17 protein-coding genes, 2 tRNA genes and 1 pseudogene are annotated in these 20117 nt (G+C 52.1%); 10 read left to right on the top strand and 10 right to left on the bottom strand.

What is annotated here, in order from left to right; genetic code table 11:
• The first annotated feature begins 111 nt into the window (after positions 1–111).
• Entirely contained in the window at positions 112–1560 is a 1449-nt protein-coding gene (locus INT21_RS10645) for a YfcC family protein (protein ID WP_193061825.1), read from the top strand.
• A gap of 103 nt (positions 1561–1663) precedes the next feature.
• On the opposite strand, the gene INT21_RS10640 is transcribed toward INT21_RS10645, so the two are convergent.
• On the bottom strand, positions 1664–2536 hold the full coding sequence (locus INT21_RS10640; RefSeq protein ID WP_193061826.1) for a MurR/RpiR family transcriptional regulator: 873 nt from the start codon (positions 2534–2536) through the stop codon (positions 1664–1666).
• Positions 2537–2558: 22 nt separating this feature from the next.
• Positions 2559–3503 carry an allantoinase PuuE gene (gene puuE, locus INT21_RS10635; RefSeq protein WP_193061827.1) on the bottom strand — a complete coding sequence of 315 codons (945 nt, stop codon included), beginning with the start codon at positions 3501–3503 and terminating at the stop codon, positions 2559–2561.
• A gap of 309 nt (positions 3504–3812) precedes the next feature.
• Between puuE and INT21_RS10630 the strand changes: the two genes are divergently transcribed.
• The 3 genes from INT21_RS10630 (at position 3813) to INT21_RS10620 (ending at position 7665) form a co-directional block, all read left to right on the top strand.
• Positions 3813–4568 carry an aspartate/glutamate racemase family protein gene (locus INT21_RS10630; RefSeq protein WP_193061828.1) on the top strand — a complete coding sequence of 252 codons (756 nt, stop codon included), beginning with the start codon at positions 3813–3815 and terminating at the stop codon, positions 4566–4568.
• Between the two features lie 192 nt (positions 4569–4760).
• Positions 4761–6131, top strand: coding sequence for an NCS1 family transporter (locus tag INT21_RS10625; protein WP_193085176.1), 1371 nt, complete (start codon positions 4761–4763; stop codon positions 6129–6131).
• A 67-nt stretch (positions 6132–6198) separates the two neighbouring features.
• Positions 6199–7665: an NCS1 family nucleobase:cation symporter-1 gene (locus INT21_RS10620; RefSeq protein ID WP_193085175.1), complete on the top strand. Its 1467-nt coding sequence runs from the start codon at positions 6199–6201 to the stop codon at positions 7663–7665.
• 94 nt (positions 7666–7759) lie between these two features.
• Here the strand turns inward: INT21_RS10620 and INT21_RS10615 are convergent, their stop codons facing one another.
• From INT21_RS10615 to uraH, 3 genes are all read right to left on the bottom strand, one after another.
• Positions 7760–8476: a GntR family transcriptional regulator gene (locus tag INT21_RS10615; RefSeq protein WP_089039719.1), complete on the bottom strand. Its 717-nt coding sequence runs from the start codon at positions 8474–8476 to the stop codon at positions 7760–7762.
• Positions 8477–8500: 24 nt separating this feature from the next.
• The gene (locus INT21_RS10610) at positions 8501–9700 is read right to left on the bottom strand and encodes a urate hydroxylase PuuD (protein ID WP_193061831.1); all 1200 of its coding nucleotides are present in this window, start codon (positions 9698–9700) and stop codon (positions 8501–8503) included.
• An 82-nt stretch (positions 9701–9782) separates the two neighbouring features.
• A complete protein-coding gene (uraH, locus tag INT21_RS10605; protein ID WP_095604053.1) occupies positions 9783–10136 on the bottom strand; it encodes a hydroxyisourate hydrolase in 354 nt (117 codons plus the stop codon).
• A gap of 164 nt (positions 10137–10300) precedes the next feature.
• On the opposite strand from uraH, the gene uraD reads away from it, so the two are divergent.
• Entirely contained in the window at positions 10301–10843 is a 543-nt protein-coding gene (gene uraD / locus INT21_RS10600) for a 2-oxo-4-hydroxy-4-carboxy-5-ureidoimidazoline decarboxylase (protein WP_193085174.1), read from the top strand.
• 609 nt (positions 10844–11452) lie between these two features.
• Here uraD and INT21_RS10595 read toward each other — a convergent pair.
• From INT21_RS10595 to INT21_RS10585, 3 genes and pseudogenes are all read right to left on the bottom strand, one after another.
• The gene (locus tag INT21_RS10595; protein WP_038477905.1) at positions 11453–11809 is read right to left on the bottom strand and encodes a phasin family protein; all 357 of its coding nucleotides are present in this window, start codon (positions 11807–11809) and stop codon (positions 11453–11455) included.
• Between the two features lie 261 nt (positions 11810–12070).
• Positions 12071–12149: pseudogene (locus tag INT21_RS20570) on the bottom strand (thiol:disulfide oxidoreductase); the annotation flags it as partial.
• Between the two features lie 93 nt (positions 12150–12242).
• On the bottom strand, positions 12243–12935 hold the full coding sequence (locus INT21_RS10585; protein ID WP_193061832.1) for a glutathione S-transferase family protein: 693 nt from the start codon (positions 12933–12935) through the stop codon (positions 12243–12245).
• Between the two features lie 453 nt (positions 12936–13388).
• Between INT21_RS10585 and INT21_RS10580 the strand changes: the two genes are divergently transcribed.
• The 5 genes from INT21_RS10580 (at position 13389) to INT21_RS10560 (ending at position 19705) form a co-directional block, all read left to right on the top strand.
• Entirely contained in the window at positions 13389–15080 is a 1692-nt protein-coding gene (locus INT21_RS10580; RefSeq protein ID WP_193085173.1) for an L-lactate permease, read from the top strand.
• A gap of 237 nt (positions 15081–15317) precedes the next feature.
• Complete coding sequence (gene glcD, locus INT21_RS10575) at positions 15318–16817, top strand: glycolate oxidase subunit GlcD (protein ID WP_193085172.1); 1500 nt, start codon at positions 15318–15320, stop codon at positions 16815–16817.
• A gap of 51 nt (positions 16818–16868) precedes the next feature.
• Positions 16869–17969: a glycolate oxidase subunit GlcE gene (gene glcE / locus INT21_RS10570; protein WP_193061835.1), complete on the top strand. Its 1101-nt coding sequence runs from the start codon at positions 16869–16871 to the stop codon at positions 17967–17969.
• Positions 17970–17983: 14 nt separating this feature from the next.
• Positions 17984–19216: a glycolate oxidase subunit GlcF gene (glcF, locus tag INT21_RS10565; protein ID WP_089039728.1), complete on the top strand. Its 1233-nt coding sequence runs from the start codon at positions 17984–17986 to the stop codon at positions 19214–19216.
• An 87-nt stretch (positions 19217–19303) separates the two neighbouring features.
• Positions 19304–19705 (top strand): GlcG/HbpS family heme-binding protein, encoded by a 402-nt coding sequence (locus INT21_RS10560; RefSeq protein WP_125751197.1) that lies wholly within the window; start codon positions 19304–19306, stop codon positions 19703–19705.
• 147 nt (positions 19706–19852) lie between these two features.
• Here INT21_RS10560 and INT21_RS10555 read toward each other — a convergent pair.
• Positions 19853–19929: transfer RNA gene (locus INT21_RS10555), tRNA-Asp, on the bottom strand.
• A gap of 78 nt (positions 19930–20007) precedes the next feature.
• Positions 20008–20083, bottom strand: a tRNA-Val gene (locus INT21_RS10550).
• Positions 20084–20117 lie beyond the last annotated feature (34 nt).

The raw sequence follows: 20117 nt of genomic DNA, 5'->3' as shown, positions 1-20117 counted from the left end.
CAGCAACTTTGGTCGACCTGCTCGTTGCTTCCACAGACCATGTCGTTGCTCCAGGTAAGTATTAATAACAATAGCCGTCATCTATGGCGGTCTTATAACGCGAGGCATAACATGTCCCAACGTCCCCTCTCTTCGTCTTCCTCTGATAGCCCTGCGGCTAAAAAAAGCTGGTGTCGGATCCCTGATATTTACGTGGTTCTGTTCATTTTTATCGGCTTAGCAGCAATAGCGACGCATTTTGTGCCTGCCGGGCAGTTCGAGCGTGTTCCTGGCCCCAATGGTCGTATCACTATTGACCCGACCTCTTATGAACAGATCGCCTCCTCACCGATTGGTATCATCGACTTTATGCTGGCGATCCCGAATGGCTTGATGAGTGCCGGTGAAGTCGTCTTTTTCACCTTCATGATTGGCGGTATGTTCATGGTGCTAAGGCGCACCGGTATTATTGAAATAGGCGTTGATAAGCTGACGCGTCGCTTTGCACGACAGAGCCTGCTCACTATCCCCGTATTAATGACGGTATTTGCACTGATCGCGACGGTTATCGGTACCCAGGAGTTGGCGCTGGTCTATGTGCCGGTTATCTTGCCGCTAATGATTGCCTTACGTTTCGATTCAGTCACTGCAGCGGCAGTGGCACTTTGTGCCACCACCGTCGGTTTCACGACAGGGGTACTCAACCCAATCAATACCGGCCTCGGGCAGCAACTCTCAGATCTTCCTCTCTACTCCGGCTATGGCTTGCGCGTCATGGCGTTTGTGGTGATGTTAGCCGCGGCCATTTTCTTCGTTATGCGTTATGCCCGCAGGGTGCACCAGACTCCTTCGCTTAGCCTGCTGAGCAGTGACACTAGCGAATCCGAAAAACGTACGCTTTACCAGCATGCTGACAATAGCCCTGCCTTAATCGCCACCGCTCGCCAGAAACTGGCTGCCGTTGCCACCTTCGCCTTCTTCGCGGTACTCGTCTATGGCGTGCTGCAGCAAGGCTGGTTCATGATGGAGATGGCAGGCCTATTTATCATCATGGGGATTGTAGTGGGCCTAATCGCAGGCCTCGATACCGACGAAATATGCGCTGGCTTCAACCAGGGCTTCCGCGATGTACTAGTTGGGGCCATGATCGCCGGCGTCGCGCGGGGTGTTGCGGTGATGCTGGAAGATGGCCAAATCATGGACACGCTGGTGTTTGGGCTTGGCAACCTCGTCGGAGGCCTGCCCACCCTGCTCTCAGCGATTGGCATGTTCTTCGCCCAGCTAGGCTTCAATTTCATTGTCCCCTCCGGCAGCGGTCAAGCGCTGGTCACCATGCCGCTGATGGCACCGCTCTCCGACATCATCGGCGTGACCCGCCAAACGGCGGTGCTGGCGTTCCAGTTGGGTGACGGTATCGGTAATATCATTTACCCAACCTCGGGCTACTTTATGGCGACCCTGGCGCTGGCGGGTGTACCGTGGCAAAAGTGGGTCAAATTCTTCTTCCCACTTTTTTGCGTCTGGATAGCGATTGCCCTGGGCTTTCTTATTTTCGCTCAGGCAACACAGTGGACAGGTTAGCGCACGGCAGAGATGGGTTTGTAAGTGAGCATTTTGATCGGACTCGCGCACGAGGCTATTTTTAACGCCATATTGTCGAGCGCAGACAGTTTTCGTGCAAAGCCTACTGGGCACCCCAGTCCACGCTGGTGGGCGCTTCCAACTCACTAAGCTCAGCGTAAACATCGCTGATCGCGCTGATGCGCTCTCGCCCTTCTGCAAGGCGCCGATGCAGTACGCCGTTGGCGATCAAGCAGATCAGGCTATTGGCGGCGGCGTAGCTATCGAAAGCGGAGAGACTTTCCAGCGGCGCTTCAAAAAACCAAGTTACCTGTGAGGCAAAATTGATCGCGGTGGGGTCAGCCAGTAAGGCTACCTTGGCAGGTGTTCGCTCAAGTGCATCAATTAGCGAAGCAAATGCCGCTGGGCGGCGGCGAAAACCAAATAGCACCACCACGTCTTGCTCGGTGAGATCAACAATCTCTTCCGCTAACGACTGATTTGGGTGAGGAACCACCCGCACCTGGGTACGCGCCTGAATCAACTGCTGGCGAAAATGCAGCGCTAGCGGGTAGCTGTTACGAAAGCCGATCACGACCACATGACGCGCGCTATCCAACCGCTCTACCAGTGCCGCAAATTGATCCGCCTCAATGCCGTTTAAGCAGCGCTGTAGATTATCCTGCTCCCGCTGCAAATGGCGCTGAAACGGTGCCCCGGCCTCTTCCTGCATGGCGTTGGGGTCGATCACCAAAGGCACGCCCAAGTTACGTAGCTGGCGGGCGTGGTCTTTAACGGTGCGGTAGCTCTCAAACCCCAGCCGCTTGAATAGGCGGCTAACCGTCGATTTGGACACCCCAGTCAAACGCGCCAAATCAGCGGCGCTATACACCGCCAGATCATCAAAGTGATCGAGGATAAAACTCGCCACCCGCTGCTCCTGGGCAGTTAGCGCGTCAAACTGGGCGGTAATCCGCTGTCCGATATGCGGCGTCATAGCATCCTATTAAGCTGCTTAATTAACGAGTTGCAGGGTGATGTTCCGCCCAGTGACGGGCGATATCAACCCGCCGGGCCACCCAAACACGGTCGTGGCTTTCGATGTAATCCAAGAAGCGCTGTAGGGCGCGGAAACGCCCAGGGCGACCCAATAAGCGGCAGTGCATGCCCACCGAGAGCATTTTGGGCGCCTCCTCTCCTTCTGCGTAAAGTACATCAAAGGCATCGCGCAGGTAGGTAAAGAAGTGATCCGCAGTGTTGAAACCTTGCGGCGCGGCAAAGCGCATATCATTGCTGTCCAGCGTGTAGGGCACAATCAGGTGGTTGTGGTCACTTCCCTGACTATCGGTCACCTGCGTCCAGAAAGGCAAGTCGTCGCCGTAGTAGTCGCTATCATAAAGGAAACCGCCTTCGTCTAGCACTAAGCGCCGGGTGTTGGGGCTATCGCGCCCGGTGTACCAGCCTTGTGGCTTCTCACCGTAAAGACGCTGGAAAACCTCCATGGCTTTCTGCAAGTGCTCTCGCTCAACGTGCTCGGGCACTTCCTGATAGTGAATCCAGCGGTAGCCGTGACAGGCAATCTCGTGACCTAACTCTTTAAATGCCTGGGCGACATCAGGGTTACGCTCCAGCGCCATGGCAACGCCAAACACCGTGAGAGGCAAATCACGCTTTTCAAATTCACGCAGAATGCGCCACACCCCGGCGCGGGAGCCGTACTCGTAGATAGACTCCATGCTCAAGTGGCGATCCGGGTAAGCCGGTGCGCCGATGATTTCCGACAGGAACTGCTCTGACCCTGCGTCGCCGTGAAGGACGCAGTTCTCCCCGCCCTCTTCATAATTCAGCACAAACTGAACAGCAATTTTCGCCTTGCCTGGCCAATTAGCATGAGGGGGAGTGCGACCATATCCCACCAGGTCGCGAGAGTAAGCATTCGATGGTCGATTAGATGAATGAGGCATTCAACGGCTCCTTTTATACGATTGTAGATAGCTGGTTGCAGAGCATTTTATTGAAATTAAAGATCTACAATACAGAAAATAATTGTATACAAAATAGCGACTTTATAGAACAACCGCAATCCAACAACCGCTTAATTAGCTGAGATGGCTAGCATTTTAAAGTAGGCAAGTCGCTAACCTGTTGAAACTTGAACATTTGGTCAAGCGACGCCGATACTTTAAGCGCATAAAAAGGCTTGCGATCCACGCAAAACCGCCCTATTTTCGTATACAATATGCTCAATTTTGTCTACCAGCGAGCGATTCAACATGCATATACGCATTATCAATCCAAACACAACAGCCTCAATGACGGCTGCCATTCATCAAGCCGCCCAGCGGCAGGCAGCGGAATCGACAACGGTTACCGCCACCCAGCCCGATGCGGGGCCGGTGTCCATCGAGAGTCATTTTGACGAGGCCATTAGCGCGGTAGGCGTTGCCGAAGAAGTTCTTAAAGGAGAGCGTGAAGGCGGCATCGATGCTTACGTGGTGGCCTGCTTTGGCGATCCTGGCTTACTCGCAGCCCGAGAGTTAACCCGCGCCCCCGTCATCGGCATTGCGGAAGCCGCCTTTCATTTAGCCACGCTGGTCAGCACCCGCTTCTCGATTGTAACGACGTTAGGACGCACTGGCATTATTGCAGAACACTTGCTGGAGCAGTATGGGTTCCGCCACCACTGCCGCCGCATACGCGCTGCAGAAATTCCGGTTCTCGATCTTGAACATCACCCTGATGCCGCCTTTACCCGCATTGTCGAAGAGTGCTGCCGCGCCCGCGATGAAGACGGCATTGGTGCCATCGTTTTAGGGTGTGGCGGAATGGCGAATTTGACTGAAGAAATCACCCGCGAGGTTGGCTTACCGGTGATAGAGGGCGTTAGCGCCGCATTAAAACTTGCCGAATCGTTGGTTAGCCTAGGTCTCCACACCAGCAAACATGGCGACCTGGACTACCCGCGCCCGAAAGCATTTACCGGCAAGTTCTCTGCACTCTCCGACCTTCACCTCCCCTTACCAAGGTAAATATCACTAAAAAACACGTAGTAGCCATGACTTAAAAGATTGGCCTTAAAAACAGGTCTTAAAAACAGTCCTTAAAAACAATAACTTCAAAAATAACTGTACTCCCGTTAGCACGCCATGCCGCAAGCATCGCTTGGGCGCGTAATGCGCTCAGGCTGCCAATAACACCGATAATCTTGCGAGGACGGAAACATGAGCAACTCCAACCCTGCTCTTACGTCAGAAGAACCATCCGTTGCGAACACCGCAATAGCTGACAAAGCCATCGGCGCAGAAAGCCTAGCACCGCAAAGCACGCGAATCATGGGGCGAACGTCCTACTTTTTAGCCTGGTTTGGTGGATGCGTCTCAATTGGTACCTTTGCCATGGGCTCAAGCGTGGTGGGCACCTTAAACCTACTACAGGCAACACTCACGATAGCGATTGGCTGCTTTGTGATCGGTATTGCGCTGGCAGTTAATGGCGCAGCTGGCTACAAATATGGCATTCCCTTTATGGTGCAAGCGCGTAGTGCCTTTGGCTTTAGTGGCACCCGCATTCCTGGCTTGGTAAGGGCTGTGCCAGCGGTGGTGTGGTACGGCTTTCAAAGCTGGATTGGCGCAGGCGCGCTAAATATGGTGTCTGCCACATTGTTCGGTTTCGATAATCTGATTTTCTACTTTATTACCTTCCAATTTTTGCAGATTGGTTTGTCAGTGCTGGGCTTTCAGGGGATTAAATGGCTTGAGAATATAGGCAGCGTCTTTATTTTGCTTTCGCTGATGTATATGTTCTACGCCACGGTGCAACGCTACGGCGATGAGCTGTCGGCCAGCATCTTGACCATGGAAGGCTCTTGGGGCTTGCCGTTCTGGAGCGCTACCATGCTGTTTCTGGGCATCTATAGCACCATGATGCTGAATGTTAGCGACTATTCACGAGAGCACAAGAAAGGCACCCGCCAGAGCTTATTAACGACGATCTATGCCATGTCTATTCTGCCCTGTACGCTGTTTATGGGCTTGATTGGCTACATGGTGTCAGAGGCGACAGGCACAGCAGACCCCATTCAGGTATTTGCTAACGCTGTAGACAACACGCCACTGCTAATGACCACGCTGCTATTCATCGCCTTTGCACAGGTAACCACGAACGTACTTAATAATGTGGTGCCCCCCACCTACGTATTAATGGACGTATTCAAACTTAAGTTTCCGGTCGCCACCGTTATTGTAGGCCTACTGGCATTTGCCACTTTCCCATGGAAACTTGTTCAGCCTGAGTCGGCTGCTGGTCTGCAGCTATTCGTACAAACGTACTCAGCGTTTCTTGGGCCTATCTTTGCCATTCTCGTCGTCGATTACTACATCATCCGCCGCCGCACACTGGACATTAGTAAACTATACGACCCTTCTGGCCCCTATCAAGGCGTCAACAAAGCCGCCTTAATTGCCACGGTAGTCGGCATTGTGGCCGCGCTGACATTCTCTTCGATCTCATGGTACTCCAGCCTTATTCCTGCCGGGTTGACCTATTACCTACTGATGAAGCATTGGCCTGCCTGCCAACGTTTTACCCAGTAACCATGATGCGTGTCTGCCTGCTCACGGTGCGTGGCAGGCAATCGTTTCCGACAAGAGAGCGTTAACCATGAATAAGCAGCCGTCCAGCAGTGATCTCGATATAAAGCAAATTGATCCCACTCTTTACAATGAAGACCTTGCGCCCTTAAAGCCCCAAGACCGTAACTGGGGCGCGTTTGAAATCTTCAACGTGTGGTCGAATGATATTCAAAGCCTGTTTGGCTACACCTTAGCGGCATCGCTGTTTCTGTCCTACGGCCTGAATGGCTGGGCAGTGATGGCAGCCATCATTCTTGCCGGTGTCATTGTCATGTTCCTGGTCAACCTAACCGGCAAACCAAGCGTCAAATACGGCATCCCTTTTCCTGTTATGGTTCGCGCCAGCATGGGGGTACGGGGAGCTAACATGCCAGCGTTGTTACGCGCAATCGTTGGTATTTTTTGGTACGGCGTACAGACTTACTTTGCCTCAACGGCTGTGGCGCTGCTCATCACAGCCCTGTTTGGGGCTGGCAATGGCAGCACTTTTCTGGGCCTTTCAGGGGTCGCTTGGCTGTCTTTCGTGATTGTTTGGTTATTTCAAATCGCCATTTTCTGGCAGGGCATTGAGCGCATCAAACACTTTCTAAACTGGGCTGGGCCGCTGGTTTATGTGGTGATGGTCGTACTGATGATCATTGTATGGTTCCAGGCCGGAAGTGAACTGCTACCCGCAGTGAGCACTATTTTTAGCGGTAGCGGTGAGCAAAGTGGCAGTAGTCTTGGGGCGTTTCTGGCAATTGTTGGCACCATGGTGGCCTACTTTGCAGCGGTAGTGATTAACTTTGGCGATTTCACGCGTTTTGTCAAAACCGAGCGCCAAATGAAACTTGGCAACTTGCTGGGATTGCCATTAAACGTCGCCTTTTTCTCGTTTATTGCGTTAATCATTACGGCTGGCACATTGGTACTGTTTGGCGATGCACTGACCAATCCCGCCGACATTGTTGAGCGTGTTGATTCACTACCATTGACCATTGTGGCTGCCCTCACCTTCTTCGCGGCCACCGTAGGCATCAACTTGGTCGCTAACTTTATTCCACCGGCTTACGACTTGGCCAACCTGTTTCCCAGCAAAATTAGTTTTAAAATGGGTGGCCTGATTACCGCAGTGATTGCGTTCTTTGTCGGTGCGCTATGGATTTCAGTGATCAGCCAAATCGGCGTACCCGGCTTCGTGAACGCCTTAGGTGCCATAGTAGCGCCGTTTTACGGCATCATTGTGGTGGATTACTATCTGATCAAACGCCAACACCTCAATATGCAAGAGCTATTCTCCTCAGCGCCCAGCAGCGCTTACTACTACGTTAATGGCTGGAATAGCCGCGCCTTGATTGCTTTCGGCGGTGCAGCGTTATTCTCGCTCTCTACGGTCATCGTGCCCGCGTTCGAAAGCCTTGGCGGCTATGGTTGGCTGATTGGCGCAGGATTAGGTGGGCTGCTCTATTATGGTTTAATGCGCCAGTTTAAGGCCGTCCCAGCACCTGCGGTGTAAGCACTCACACAGCATTTAACTTCCTACCTTCACAAAAAAGCCCAGGCCTTTAGGCCTGGCTTTTTCACTGCTTATATTTCACTACTTAACCTGCTTAACCACCAAAAATCTGCTGCAGGTCTGGCACATTCTCTTCTTCTTCAACCATCGAAAGTGAGGCTTCAATCGCTTTGAGATGGCGGCTCATAAACGCTTTCGCACGCTCGCCATTGCCCGCTTCCAGATAGCCGATCAAATCATCGTGATCGTGGGATTCGCAGCCTAAGTGACCACGATGACCGTAAACCGCCAGAATCAACGACGAGCGTGAGCACAGACGCTCAACAAACTCCGCAAGCGTTGCGTTACCCGAAAGCTGGGCAAGGCGCACGTGAAAGTCAGCAGACAGGCGGATAGCGATGCTCTGTTGGCCATTGCGCAGCGCTTGACGCTCTTGACGAGCCATTTCCCGTAGTTCAGCGGCTTCTTTCTCTCCAATCCGCTTTGCTACATCAGGCATCAGCCCACACTCAATCATCTGGCGTGCGTCGAACACATCCTTGGCCTCTTCGGCAGTCGGCCGTGTTACGCTGGCTCCCCGCCGTGGCGTGAGCGTCACCAACTGTTCTAATGCTAAGCGCTGCAAGATTTTACGAATACCGGTACGGCTGATACCAAAGACGTCTGACAAGGCGTCTTCGCGCAGCCGAGCACCCGGTTTTAGCCGCTGCTCTACAATGGCGTCGCTAACCGCGCGATAGATTGACTCGTGACGCTCCTCGCCTTCTTTTTCTACGGGTCTTTGCTTTAACGCCGCCTGCGCATCACTCATAGGGTCTCCTGTCTGCGACTTTAATCACTCCTCCCACGCGGCAATAATATCGCGCTCTTCATCACTCATGTTGGTGATGTTGCCAAGTGGCATATATCGACTCGCGACAACTTGCTTAATTTGCGCTTGATGTCCCAGGATTTCATCCCAAGTATCAAACGCGTAGCCTGCAGGCGGTGCTGAAAAACCGGCATGCTCAGGGTTGCGAGCATGGCATTGACTACAATGCTGATCAATTAACCCTGAAATTTGGGCTTGGCTGGGCGCACCAGACGCGCTCGCATTACCAGCACTAGGGCTTGGTGCGGCTACCCAAAACGCTAATAGAATAAGCCCTATCCCTACGGCAGGATAGGCTGGCTGTGTTTTCCCTGCGTGCATTAATACAAAGAATTGCCTAATAAGGGCACCGGCAAAAATAAACAGTACCATGACCACCCAGGAAAGCTCATGGGAGTAGATGAAAGAGTAGTGGTTACTCACCATCAACAGTACTACCGGCAACGTAAAGTAGGTGTTATGTACCGAACGCTGCTTGCCTCGCTTGCCATCCAATGGATTAGGCGCTTCGCCTGCCTTCATGGCTTTCACCATGCGGCGCTGGCCGGGAATAATCCAAAAGAACACGTTAGCTGACATGGCAGTGGCCATCACAGCCCCGGTTAATAGAAAGGCGGCACGCCCTGTGAACATCTGGGTGCTTAAATAGGCGACCACTATCATCATCACCGCAACGGCAATGCTTAGAAGACCGTCGCGGTCCATGTTAGGGCTTATGCGTTTACAGAGCTCGTTATAAACCACCCAACCACCGAGCAAGAAGGCCAGCGCCAGTAGATTGGCCTGCCAGCCTGTCATACTCGCCGCCCACGCCCAGTTGCTGTTGGGGTTAACTAGATAGAAGCCCGGGTTTGCCATATACAGAATAACGAACAAGGCAAAACCCGATAGCCACGTCGTATAGGCTTTCCAGAACGACCAATGAAGATCATTCGGCAGCTTGGCAGGCGCAGTAGCATACTTTTGATTATGGTAGAAACCACCGCCATGCACGGCCCACATCTCTCCAAATACGCCTTTTTCACGATCTTCGGCTGCTTTCGGCGTTCTTAAGCCATTATCCAGCATAACAAAATAGATCGACTCACCGATCCAGGCAATGGCTGCTATGACGTGCAGCCAGCGTAACAATAAGTTAGCAAAATCAATAATATATGCTTGCATAAACAAGTCCTAGCAGGTTTACCTGGTAACTCAGCGAGCGAACGTCAGGCTAGGCAAAAATCGGCGAAAAGATAGCCAAGCTCTAGCTACCGCGGTAGGTAGAGTAACTATAAGGGGATAGCAGTAACGGCACATGGTAGTGCTGGCTGGCATCTGCAACGCCAAAACGTAAAGGAATCACGTCCAAAAAGCGCGGCTCTTGAGAAGCGATGCCTTGGGCGCGCAAGTAGTCACCCGCGTGGAAAACCAGCTCGTACTCGCCTACCGTGAGGGCATCACCCTCTAAGATAGGCGCATCACAACGACCGTCGCTGTTGGTAATCACACTGCCCAAGTGTTCGCGCGTGGTGCCTGCTAGGCGGAACACGTCAATGGTAATCCCCTGGCCAGGCTGTCCTTTAGCGGTATCGAGTACGTGAGTCGTTAACCGTCCCATAGCAACTCCTTAATAATCACAGTTGTTGTTGACTGTTGTTGATAATAGTTGTTGGTAACTGCTGTTGATAGCAGTTGACCGACTTAACCTATCGGTCAAAGAGTACCGTTGATACCATTTATTGTATACAGTATTCCCATGATTAAACATACTGGAGAAATTTAGTGGCTACCTCAACATCACTTACCCTTTCACCCGCTCCTAGCACATGCAGCTTAGAAAGCTTTACCCAACATTACGGCGATGTATATGAGCACTCTCCCTGGGTGGCGGAAGCTGCCTGGAAAGAAGGGTTAAGTAATGCGCATGACGCGCCGGATGCGCTAGCTGACCTGATGGGACTTATGCTGCAGCGGGCCACACCTGAACAGCAAATTGCGGTTATTCAGGCCCACCCTGACTTAGCAGGCAAAGCGGCGATGTCGGGTGAGCTGACCCAAGACTCTACACGCGAGCAAGCAGGCGTTGGGCTAGATCAATGTACGCCTGAAGAGTTTGCCCGCTTCGAACAACTTAACGCCGCTTACAAAGAAAAATTTGGCTTCCCCTTCGTCATTGCGGTGAAGGGGCTTGATCGCCACGCCATTTTGGCGGCGTTTGAAGCACGCTTACACAATGGTTTAGCTGAAGAGCGTGAAACAGCAATTAAGGAGATTATTCGTATCGCCCGCTTCAGGCTGAACGTCCGGGCTGAACAGCCGTTGTAACGGGCAATCACCACGAAAACGCCAGCGCTACAGCCTAATGCCAGTCAGTTAAGGCTGACTGGCTTTTTTCTTTCTGAACGCAAAAAAAACCGCCGATTGGCTTTGTTTAATAAGTGCCTGACGATGACTCCACCCCAGCCCTCCGAGCCGCCCTCGTCATTCCCGCATGCCCTTAGCGGGAATCCATGTTGACCTGGGATTTCGGGCTGCTGCAGGTCAAGGTCAAGGTGGATTCCCGATAACCCCACTCGGGAATGACGGTGCGGTGACTTGGGAATGACGGTGCGGTGACTTGGGAATGACGTGCGGTGACTTGGGAATGACGGTGCGGTGACTTGGGAATGACGTGCGGTGACTCGGGAATGACGTGCGGTGTACGCCTTGGGAGGTGGCCGCTTTGCTATATGGGGCTAGGGGGCAATACTAGTCAGCCTTAACTGACTAGTATTACAGCGCTACAGCCACTCTTTTTTGCTTGCAGAAATAACGTCTTACAACGCGTTAAATGCATATAGACAAAAAATGCCGCACCTAACGGTGCGGCATTTCATCGATCAATTAACAGTGTCTGATCGTTTACTATCAATCATTTACCTAATGAAAAATAGGTTACTGCTTAGCGGTTTCCACGGCTTTCTTAGTGGTCTCTTCCGCCATTTTCTGGCTCTCTTGCATAAAGTTTTGGCTAATGGAGGTGACTTTTTCAGAGTCTCCTTTCATACGCTCCATTAGGTCAGAGGCTGTTTTTTGCTGGCTTTCCATGGCTTTTTTAAAGCTGTCGGCATCTTTAACGTCTAACCATGTGCGTGCTTGAGCAACCGTCATGTCAGAGTATGCACGTGCTGCATCCATTTGCGCGCTGACGACTTGCTGATAATAATCAAGCGCTGCCAGGGTATAAGAGCGCATTGGCGATACAAAGACAGACTCAAACTGCTGGGTGGATTTCTCTGCGGCCTTGTTCATCACATAATCTCCTTAAGTGAGCTAGCGATTCGACACGCATCGATAAGCGGTCGATGATCAGGCGGTTGCCTTTACTAACAACAAAGCTAGCAGCGCCTTTTGTGCAGCGCAACATTATTTTTTTAATAATATTGCTGCTAGCGATTGAAGGCGGCAACCTCATCAACCAATCAGTGACTACTTAGCGATTGCCAGACAAGTAGTTACGTGCCTGCTCATCTATTTCTCCCCCCGCCTGCAGATTGACGTCTTCGATCAAAGAATAAAAAAGTTTAGCTTCTTCAAGCATGATGGAGATTTTGTGGCCATTGGGAGTTGTCCAGTAATACAGATCAATCATTGCCATCTCCTCTCACACATACGACATAAGTCGTTTGTGTGGCTTTCCTCGTACATACGATGGATACAGGCGGCATTATTGCCGCCTGACACATTATAGATCACGAATAGTAATGGCCTTACCCGCGACCGCTTCGTGCACCTCCAGCATACGCTTAAACCACTCATCAACCGGATCATTAGCGTCAACTAATGGCTCAAGTGACACTGTATATGCCCACATCATGCTGCCAAATAGTAGGTAATCTGCTCCACTGGGTGCTTCGCCATCTAAAAATGGGCTACTCCGAAGCTGATCACGCACAGGAGCCAACAGTTTTTTCAGCTGTGCTCGCCCCTGCTCTGGATTATTGACGTCCTCTAAACGCATACCAAAACGGGCTTCGCGGGTCTCTCTGAAGTAGGCACGGTCGTCAGGATGTATGGCCGCTAATAAATCCAGCGCGACCGTGCGAAAAAGTGCCGGGGTCACGCTACGCTCAATATAGAGCTTAAAAAAGTGGACTCGTTGATAGCTCACCCCCTCTCCCAATACTGGATTGGCAGGGTAGGCCTTATCTAAGTAGCGCATGATCTCGAAGCTATCAGTGACAACCGTGTCACCATCGGTTAACACCGGCACTTTGTCGTAGTCGGCAAAGGCAAGTGCCTCTTTATCAAGAAAACGCCAAGGAACAGTCGTATATTCCAACCCTTTGTGTGCCAGTGCCATACGAACGCGCCAGCAATAGGGAGAAAAGCGTAAGCGCTCATCGCGTCCGCATAAGTCATAAAGAGTTATTGCCACTGTGACGGCCTCCTTGTAATTAGAAACGTGGTTAAAACCAAACACACGCTGACAACAATGGGCTTAAGCCACCAAGGACGCAAGTAACGGGTTTTACTTGCTCTGAACCCACCCCGAAGGTCTTCATATCAGCTAAGTAAGCGAGCGACTTTTGCTCCATTCATTTGCCCTGTACTGCCTTTTCAGATGGAAACTGTACTGTCTATTAGTCTAATGGGTTGCAGGCAGCCCTACTGCATTGTGGAAATTTAAAAGCAAATAAAAACAATTCGTTAAATTTAAAAGAGTGGTTCAACGCCTATACATACAACCACTCTTAATTGGTCTTACCAATTATCCAATATAGCCATTTTTCCTACCTAACCGTATCTTTCGCACTGATCCAACCAGCATTGCCACGACCGCTGGCATCTGCCGAGCACACCAAATCAATAAAAAGGGGCCATTCCTAAAATGAATGAAACTACACTTGCACTTCTGGCATTTCTGCCGCTGCTGCTTGCCGGTATTTTGCTCATTGGTTTTAAAATACCCGCAAAAATAGCGATGCCGATTGTTTTCCTGACCGCAGCCGTCATTGGTCTGACCGCTTGGGATATGTCGTTTAGCCGCGTTGCCGCGTCTACCATTCAAGGGCTGATTCAAACAGCAGGCCTTTTATGGATAATTTTTGGCGCCATCTTGCTGCTAAATACGCTTAAGCATTCTGGCGGCATCACTGCGATTCGTAACGGTTTTTCAGGCATTAGCCCTGACCGTCGCGTTCAGGCGCTAATTGTTGCTTGGTTATTCGGCTGCTTCATTGAAGGGGCTTCTGGCTTTGGTACCCCCGCAGCAGTAGCCGCACCGCTCATGGTAGCGCTTGGCTTCCCTGCACTGGCAGCCGTTGTTGTCGGCATGATGATTCAGTCCACTCCGGTCTCTTTTGGCGCCGTCGGCACCCCAGTTGTAGTGGGTGTCGGTAGCGGGCTGGATCGCGCTGGCATCACTGCCCAGTTGGAAGCTAGCGGCTCTACGTGGGACGTTTTTTTCCAGCAAATTACTAGCTCTGTGGCTATTACTCACGGCATCGTAGGCATATTAATGCCTCTGATTTTGGTATTGATCATGGTGCGCTTCTTCGGTGCGAACCGCTCCTGGAAAGAAGGTCTATCCATTGCACCCTTTGCGATCTTTACTGGCATTTCGTTCGTCGTGCCTTACATGCTGGTCGGCGTTCTCTTAGGTCCAGAATTCCCGTCAATGATTGGGGCAATGGTGGGCTTAGCGATTGTAGTACCCGCTGCTCGCAAAGGCTTCTTGCTACCGAAAGACACCTGGGACTTTCCTGAATCAACGTCTTGGCCAGACGAATGGATCGGCAACCTGCAAATCAAGCTAGATGACGTTGCTGGTAAAGCGCCAATGTCGACCTTCAAGGGCTGGATTCCTTACGTCCTACTCGCGGTATTCTTGGTTGCTTCACGCATCGTTGAACCGCTGAAAGCTGCGCTGACCTCCGTTAACCTAAGCTGGAGCAACATTTTAGGCGAAGCCGGTATCAGTGGCGGCGTACAGCCGCTGTATTTGCCAGGCGGCATCATTATCGCGGTGGTTATTGTCACCTACTTCTTGCACCGCATGAACCCGCAGAAAATCAGCGCTGCCGTGTCTGAATCTACTAAAACCATCTTCGGTGCTGGCTTTGTCTTGATCTTCACCGTTCCCATGGTGCGCATCCTGATTAACTCTGGCGTGAATGGTGCTGATCTTGTGTCAATGCCCGTCATGATGGCCCAGGCGGTAGCTAACAGCGTGGGGGGTATCTATCCCTTCTTTGCACCTGCGGTTGGGGCTATGGGTGCCTTTATTGCCGGTTCAAATACCATTTCTAATCTGATGCTAGCGGAATTCCAATTTAGCGTTGCCGAAACACTTGGGCTGTCCACCGCGATGATGGTCGCGCTACAAGCCGTTGGTGCCGCAGCGGGTAACATGATTGCGATTCACAATGTTGTCGCCGCATCAGCGACGGTGGGCCTACTGGGTCGCGAAGGTACAACGATTCGTAAAACAATTATTCCCACGATCTACTATCTGATCTTTACTGGGATCATTGCCCTTATTGCCTTTTATGTGATTGGCATTACCGACCCACTGATGTAACGGGAAAACGTTAATCAAAAGTGAGTCACCCCTGCTGGGTAGCCTAAGGGCAACCCAGCAGGCCGCTTCACAAGGAATTGCTGCCCGACAGCCTCAGCAGAACCAGTAAATCACCAACGCGTTATTAGCATTTTCACTGTATGCAAAAGTTTTCCAGCACTGAACTGGTTATTTATGGAAAGATTTTTCATAAAGTGATTAGATAATTTTCTGCTCTCCTCACCCACAGGAGCTAACATGAACTTTCTTTTCGATGAACGCCTCGATGGCGAATTCATTCACCGCGATAAAGCAGATGTTTTAGATGATCTGCAAAACGCAGTGCCGTCTTTAACGCTGCTGCACCGTGAAGAGGACTTGCATCCCTTTGAGTGCGACGGCCTTGCCGCTTATCGCATCCTGCCGATGCTGGTTGCATTACCCGAGACGCTGGAACAGGTAGAAGGCCTTTTAAAACGCTGCCACGCCTTGGGTGTTCCGGTGGTTACTCGCGGCGCAGGCACGGGGCTTTCAGGCGGTGCTTTACCGCTTGAACGAGGCGTTTTGCTAGTGATGTCGCGCTTCAACACGATTATCAATGTTGACCCGGATGCTCGTCTTGCACGTGTACAGCCAGGCGTGCGCAACTTAGCTATTTCTGAAGCCGCGGCCCCTTACGGGCTTTATTATGCACCCGATCCATCGTCACAGATCGCTTGCTCCATTGGTGGCAACGTGGCGGAAAATGCGGGTGGCGTGCACTGCCTCAAGTATGGTCTCACCGTTCATAACGTGATGCGTGTTGATGTCATGACGATTGAAGGCGAGCGTATGACGCTGGGATCCGAAGCGCTGGATGCACCAGGCTTTGACCTCCTCGCGTTGATGAATGGCTCTGAAGGCATGTTGGGTGTGGTCACTGAAATCACCGTAAAGCTGCTGCCCAAACCTGAAACCGCCAAGGTACTCATGGCCAGCTTTGACGACGTAGAAAAAGCGGGCCGTGCTGTTGGTGACATTATTGCTGCGGGGATCATTCCTGGCGGATTAGAAATGATGGATAAGCTGGCCATCAAGGCTGCTGAAGATTTCATCAAGGCAGGTTACCCCGTTGAAGCAGAAGCCATTCTTCTGTGTGAGCTAGATGGCGTTGAAGCCGATGTGGACGACGATTGCCAAACCGTTCGCCGCGTCTTAGAAAAAGCGGGGGCGACCGACATTCAACAGGCTCGCGATGAGGCTGAGCGGGCCAAATTCTGGGCAGGGCGAAAAAATGCTTTCCCCGCGGTGGGGCGCATGTCGCCTGACTACTACTGCATGGATGGCACCATCCCTCGCCGCGAACTCCCTCGCGTTCTCAAAGGTATTGCCGCCCTGTCGGAAGAGAGTGGCTTGGCGATTGCCAACGTCTTCCATGCCGGTGACGGCAATATGCACCCGCTGATTCTATTTGATGCCAATAAAGAGGGAGAGCTGGCTCTTGCAGAGGACGTCGGCGGAAAAATTCTCGAGCTATGCGTCGCGGCGGGCGGCTCCATCACTGGCGAACATGGTGTCGGCCGCGAAAAAATTAATCAGATGTGCAGTCAGTTTCAAGCCGATGAGCTAACGGTATTCCATGCCTTGAAAGCCGCTTTTGACCCACAGCGCTTACTCAACCCAGGAAAAAATATTCCTACCCTGGCGCGCTGTGCTGAGTTTGGCGCGATGCATGTGCACAACAACGAACTACCGCATCCGGAACTACCACGCTTCTGATGCGACTCCTAGTCGACTAACCACTAGGAAGCATAATGATTAGGAATCACCATGACTGAACTAGCGATACATGCTGCCGATCAAGATATCGCTGACGACCTGTGCGAACAGGTGCGCAGCGCCTATGCCAACCGCACGCCACTGCGCATAGTTGGTGGCGATACCCGCGCTTTTTACGGCCGAGCGGTAGAAGGCAACGCCTTAAACATGTCGCCCCATAGCGGCATTATCTCTTATGACCCGGTAGAGCTTGTAATTACTGTTCGTGCCGGTACGCGGTTAAGCGCACTCAACGCAGCTCTAGCCGAAGAAAATCAAATGCTGGCCTTTGAACCACCCGCATTCAGCGATGCCAGCACCATTGGCGGTGCTGTTGCCACCGGCATGTCCGGCCCACGCCGCCCATGGGCTGGCGCAGCAAGAGACTTTGTCTTGGGCACACGCGTGATCACCCAAGAAGGCAAGTTGTTGCGTTTTGGCGGTGAAGTCATGAAAAACGTCGCCGGATACGACCTCTCACGCTTAATGGCAGGTGCTCAGGGGACGCTAGGCGTGCTAGCGGATATCTCGTTTAAAGTCCTGCCTATTCCTACTGCCACTCACAGCCTACGCCTAAGCATGAGTCTTGAAGATGCCTTGGCTAAGCTCGCCGAACTAGGGCGACAGCCGCTGCCCATTACCGCAGCCGGATGGCACGCAGGCGAGCTATTTATTCGTTTAGAAGGCGGCGCAAGTTCCGTTAATGCGACCAAGGAACGCCTGGGTGGTGAATCACTTTCCAGCGATTTCTGGCAGCAACTGCGCGACCATCAGCATCCTTTTTTCAGTCTGAATGAAGGGCAAGCACTGTGGCGCTTATCATTACCCCCCAATACGCCGCCGCTAGCCTTGGATATCCCCCAAAGCGATATCTTCTATGACTGGGGTGGCAGCCAGCGGTGGATAAAAACCAGCGCGGCAGCTGATACGTTGCGCACGGCTTGCCAGCAGGCAGGTGGTCATGCCACTTGCTTTACCCCCTACGCCCAAGGTGGAGCAGAGTCACCCTTCACTCCGCTCAACCCCGTGGTCGAAAAGTATCATCGCAACCTGAAGGCCGAGTTGGATGCCTACGGCATTTTCAACCCAGGCCGTCTTTATGCGGCGTTTTAATCAGGAGAGTAGACATGCAGACGCACTTTACCGATGCTGATCGCCAAAAACCGCATATTCAGGAGGCCGAGCGCATTCTGCGCACCTGCGTACACTGCGGCTTTTGTAATGCCACCTGCCCCACCTATCAACTGCTAGGCGACGAGCGGGACGGACCACGCGGGCGCATCTATTTAATGAAAGAGCTGCTGGAAAGCCGCGATGATAATGATCAGGTCACCGAAGAGACACGCCTGCATTTAGACCGCTGCTTGACCTGTCGCAATTGTGAGACCACCTGCCCTTCAGGTGTGGAATATCACAAACTTTTGGATATCGGTCGTGCAGAAATTGACCGCAGGGTTCCTCGTTCCATGGCCGAACGCGCCCAACGCTATGCGCTGCGTAAGATGCTGGTAGATCCTAAGCGCTTCAAAGCACTTCTGTCCTTAGGGCAAACCTTCAAACCCCTGGTGCCTGGCAAGCTACGCAGTAAGATGCCACCGGCACCAGTCGACGCAGGCCAACGCCCGGATAGCCAACGTCATTCTCGCAAGGTGCTAATATTAGAAGGATGCGTTCAACCAGGTCTATCGCCGAACACCAATGCAGCGACTGCTCGACTGCTCGACCGGCTTGGGATTAGCGTGACACCCATCAGCGAAGCAGGTTGTTGTGGGGCCATTGATTTTCACCTGAATGCCCAGGACGATGGTCGCGCTCGTATGCGTGCCAATATCGATGCTTGGTGGCCACAGATCGAACAAGGGGCTGAAGCCATTGTTCAAACGGCCAGCGGCTGCGGCGCTTTTGTCAAAGAGTATGGCGACATGCTCAAAGATGACCCAGCCTATGCCCAGAAAGCGCAAAAAGTCAGCGCACTGGCGAAAGATATTGTCGAAATACTGCGCGAAGAGCCCGTAGAGAAACTCGAGCTGAAAGAGCACCAACGTCTGGCGTTTCACTGCCCTTGCACACTGCAGCACGCCCAGAAGCTCAATGGTGCGGTTGAAGGCGTGCTCAGCAAGCTGGGGTTTTCGCTAACGCCGGTACAAGATGCGCATCTATGCTGTGGCTCAGCTGGCACCTACTCGGTTACCCAGCCAGCGCTTGCCACACAGCTGCGCGACAATAAACTCAATGCGCTGGAAGCTAGCAACCCAGAGGTTATCGTCACTGCCAATATTGGCTGCCAAACCCACCTTGCTAGTGCCAATCGCACCCCGGTACGCCACTGGGTGGAAGTGGTGGATGCTGCCCTGGTATAAACACTAATTCACTTTGCCGCGCTAACAAGCTTTGACAAGCAATCCATAGCGCGGCACTTTACTCCCCTTGATCAAAAGGAAAGTTTGATGCAAAGCAAAGCTGTTCTCGGCCAAGCCGATGTCATTCAGGTACTAGATGCTGCTCAAAAAGAAGCCGATAACAACGGCTGGCCAGTCACCATTGCCGTAACGGATGATGGCGGGCATCTACTCGCTCTGCGCCGCTTAGACGGTGCTGCGCCCTTCAGTGCCGATGTGGCAACACATAAAGCGCGCAGTGCAGCACTAGGCCGTAAAGAGACCCAAGTGTTTGAAGAGATGATTAACGGTGGGCGCACGGCATTTGTTTCTGCGCCGCTGCAAGGCCTGCTGTCAGGTGGTGTTCCTATCATCGTCGATGGCAACGTCGTGGGTGCTGTCGGCATCTCAGGCGTAAAGCCTGACCAGGACGTACAGATCGCCAAAGCGGGGGTAAGCGCTATCGCCTAATATTATCGTGCAGCTTTATGGCTGCACGTTATGGCGCTAGAGAATGAGTCTAGAGAGATAAATTATACGCAACAAAAAGCCCAGATCATTGATCTGGGCTTTTTTAGAATTCGTTCGACTAAAGCTTTTAGTCGATGAGTGCTTAAATGGCGGACCGGACGAGACTCGAACTCGCGACCTCCGGCGTGACAGGCCGGCATTCTAACCGACTGAACTACCGGTCCACTTTAAGGCACTTATTTCTAACCATAAAACCAGCTATTTAAAAGCGGTTCAGGGGCGCTTAAAAACATTCAGTTAAATGGTGGGTGGTACTGGGTTCGAACCAGTGACCCCCAGCTTGTAAGGCTGGTGCTCTCCCAACTGAGCTAACCACCCAGGGCATTTAAAGCAATGGTGCTTTAAATGGTAC

The organism is Halomonas sp. 3F2F (assembly GCF_014897805.1).
In the GTDB taxonomy this organism is placed as follows: Bacteria; Pseudomonadota; Gammaproteobacteria; order Pseudomonadales; family Halomonadaceae; genus Vreelandella.
This window is presented reverse-complemented; position numbering and strand designations above follow the sequence as displayed.

What these genes read in the sequence shown, in the direction of transcription:
- glcD (WP_193085172.1), top strand. Translation starts at nt 15,318, where the DNA reads ATGAACTTTCTTTTCGATGAACGCCTCGATGGCGAATTCATTCACCGC.
- INT21_RS10615 (WP_089039719.1), bottom strand. Translation starts at nt 8,476, where the DNA reads ATGAGTGATGCGCAGGCGGCGTTAAAGCAAAGACCCGTAGAAAAAGAA.
- glcF (WP_089039728.1), top strand. Translation starts at nt 17,984, where the DNA reads ATGCAGACGCACTTTACCGATGCTGATCGCCAAAAACCGCATATTCAG.
- INT21_RS10625 (WP_193085176.1), top strand. Translation starts at nt 4,761, where the DNA reads ATGAGCAACTCCAACCCTGCTCTTACGTCAGAAGAACCATCCGTTGCG.
- uraH (WP_095604053.1), bottom strand. Translation starts at nt 10,136, where the DNA reads ATGGGACGGTTAACGACTCACGTACTCGATACCGCTAAAGGACAGCCT.
- INT21_RS10630 (WP_193061828.1), top strand. Translation starts at nt 3,813, where the DNA reads ATGCATATACGCATTATCAATCCAAACACAACAGCCTCAATGACGGCT.
- INT21_RS10580 (WP_193085173.1), top strand. Translation starts at nt 13,389, where the DNA reads ATGAATGAAACTACACTTGCACTTCTGGCATTTCTGCCGCTGCTGCTT.
- puuE (WP_193061827.1), bottom strand. Translation starts at nt 3,503, where the DNA reads ATGCCTCATTCATCTAATCGACCATCGAATGCTTACTCTCGCGACCTG.
- INT21_RS10620 (WP_193085175.1), top strand. Translation starts at nt 6,199, where the DNA reads ATGAATAAGCAGCCGTCCAGCAGTGATCTCGATATAAAGCAAATTGAT.
- glcE (WP_193061835.1), top strand. Translation starts at nt 16,869, where the DNA reads ATGACTGAACTAGCGATACATGCTGCCGATCAAGATATCGCTGACGAC.
- INT21_RS10640 (WP_193061826.1), bottom strand. Translation starts at nt 2,536, where the DNA reads ATGACGCCGCATATCGGACAGCGGATTACCGCCCAGTTTGACGCGCTA.
- INT21_RS10560 (WP_125751197.1), top strand. Translation starts at nt 19,304, where the DNA reads ATGCAAAGCAAAGCTGTTCTCGGCCAAGCCGATGTCATTCAGGTACTA.
- INT21_RS10645 (WP_193061825.1), top strand. Translation starts at nt 112, where the DNA reads ATGTCCCAACGTCCCCTCTCTTCGTCTTCCTCTGATAGCCCTGCGGCT.
- INT21_RS10595 (WP_038477905.1), bottom strand. Translation starts at nt 11,809, where the DNA reads ATGAACAAGGCCGCAGAGAAATCCACCCAGCAGTTTGAGTCTGTCTTT.
- INT21_RS10610 (WP_193061831.1), bottom strand. Translation starts at nt 9,700, where the DNA reads ATGCAAGCATATATTATTGATTTTGCTAACTTATTGTTACGCTGGCTG.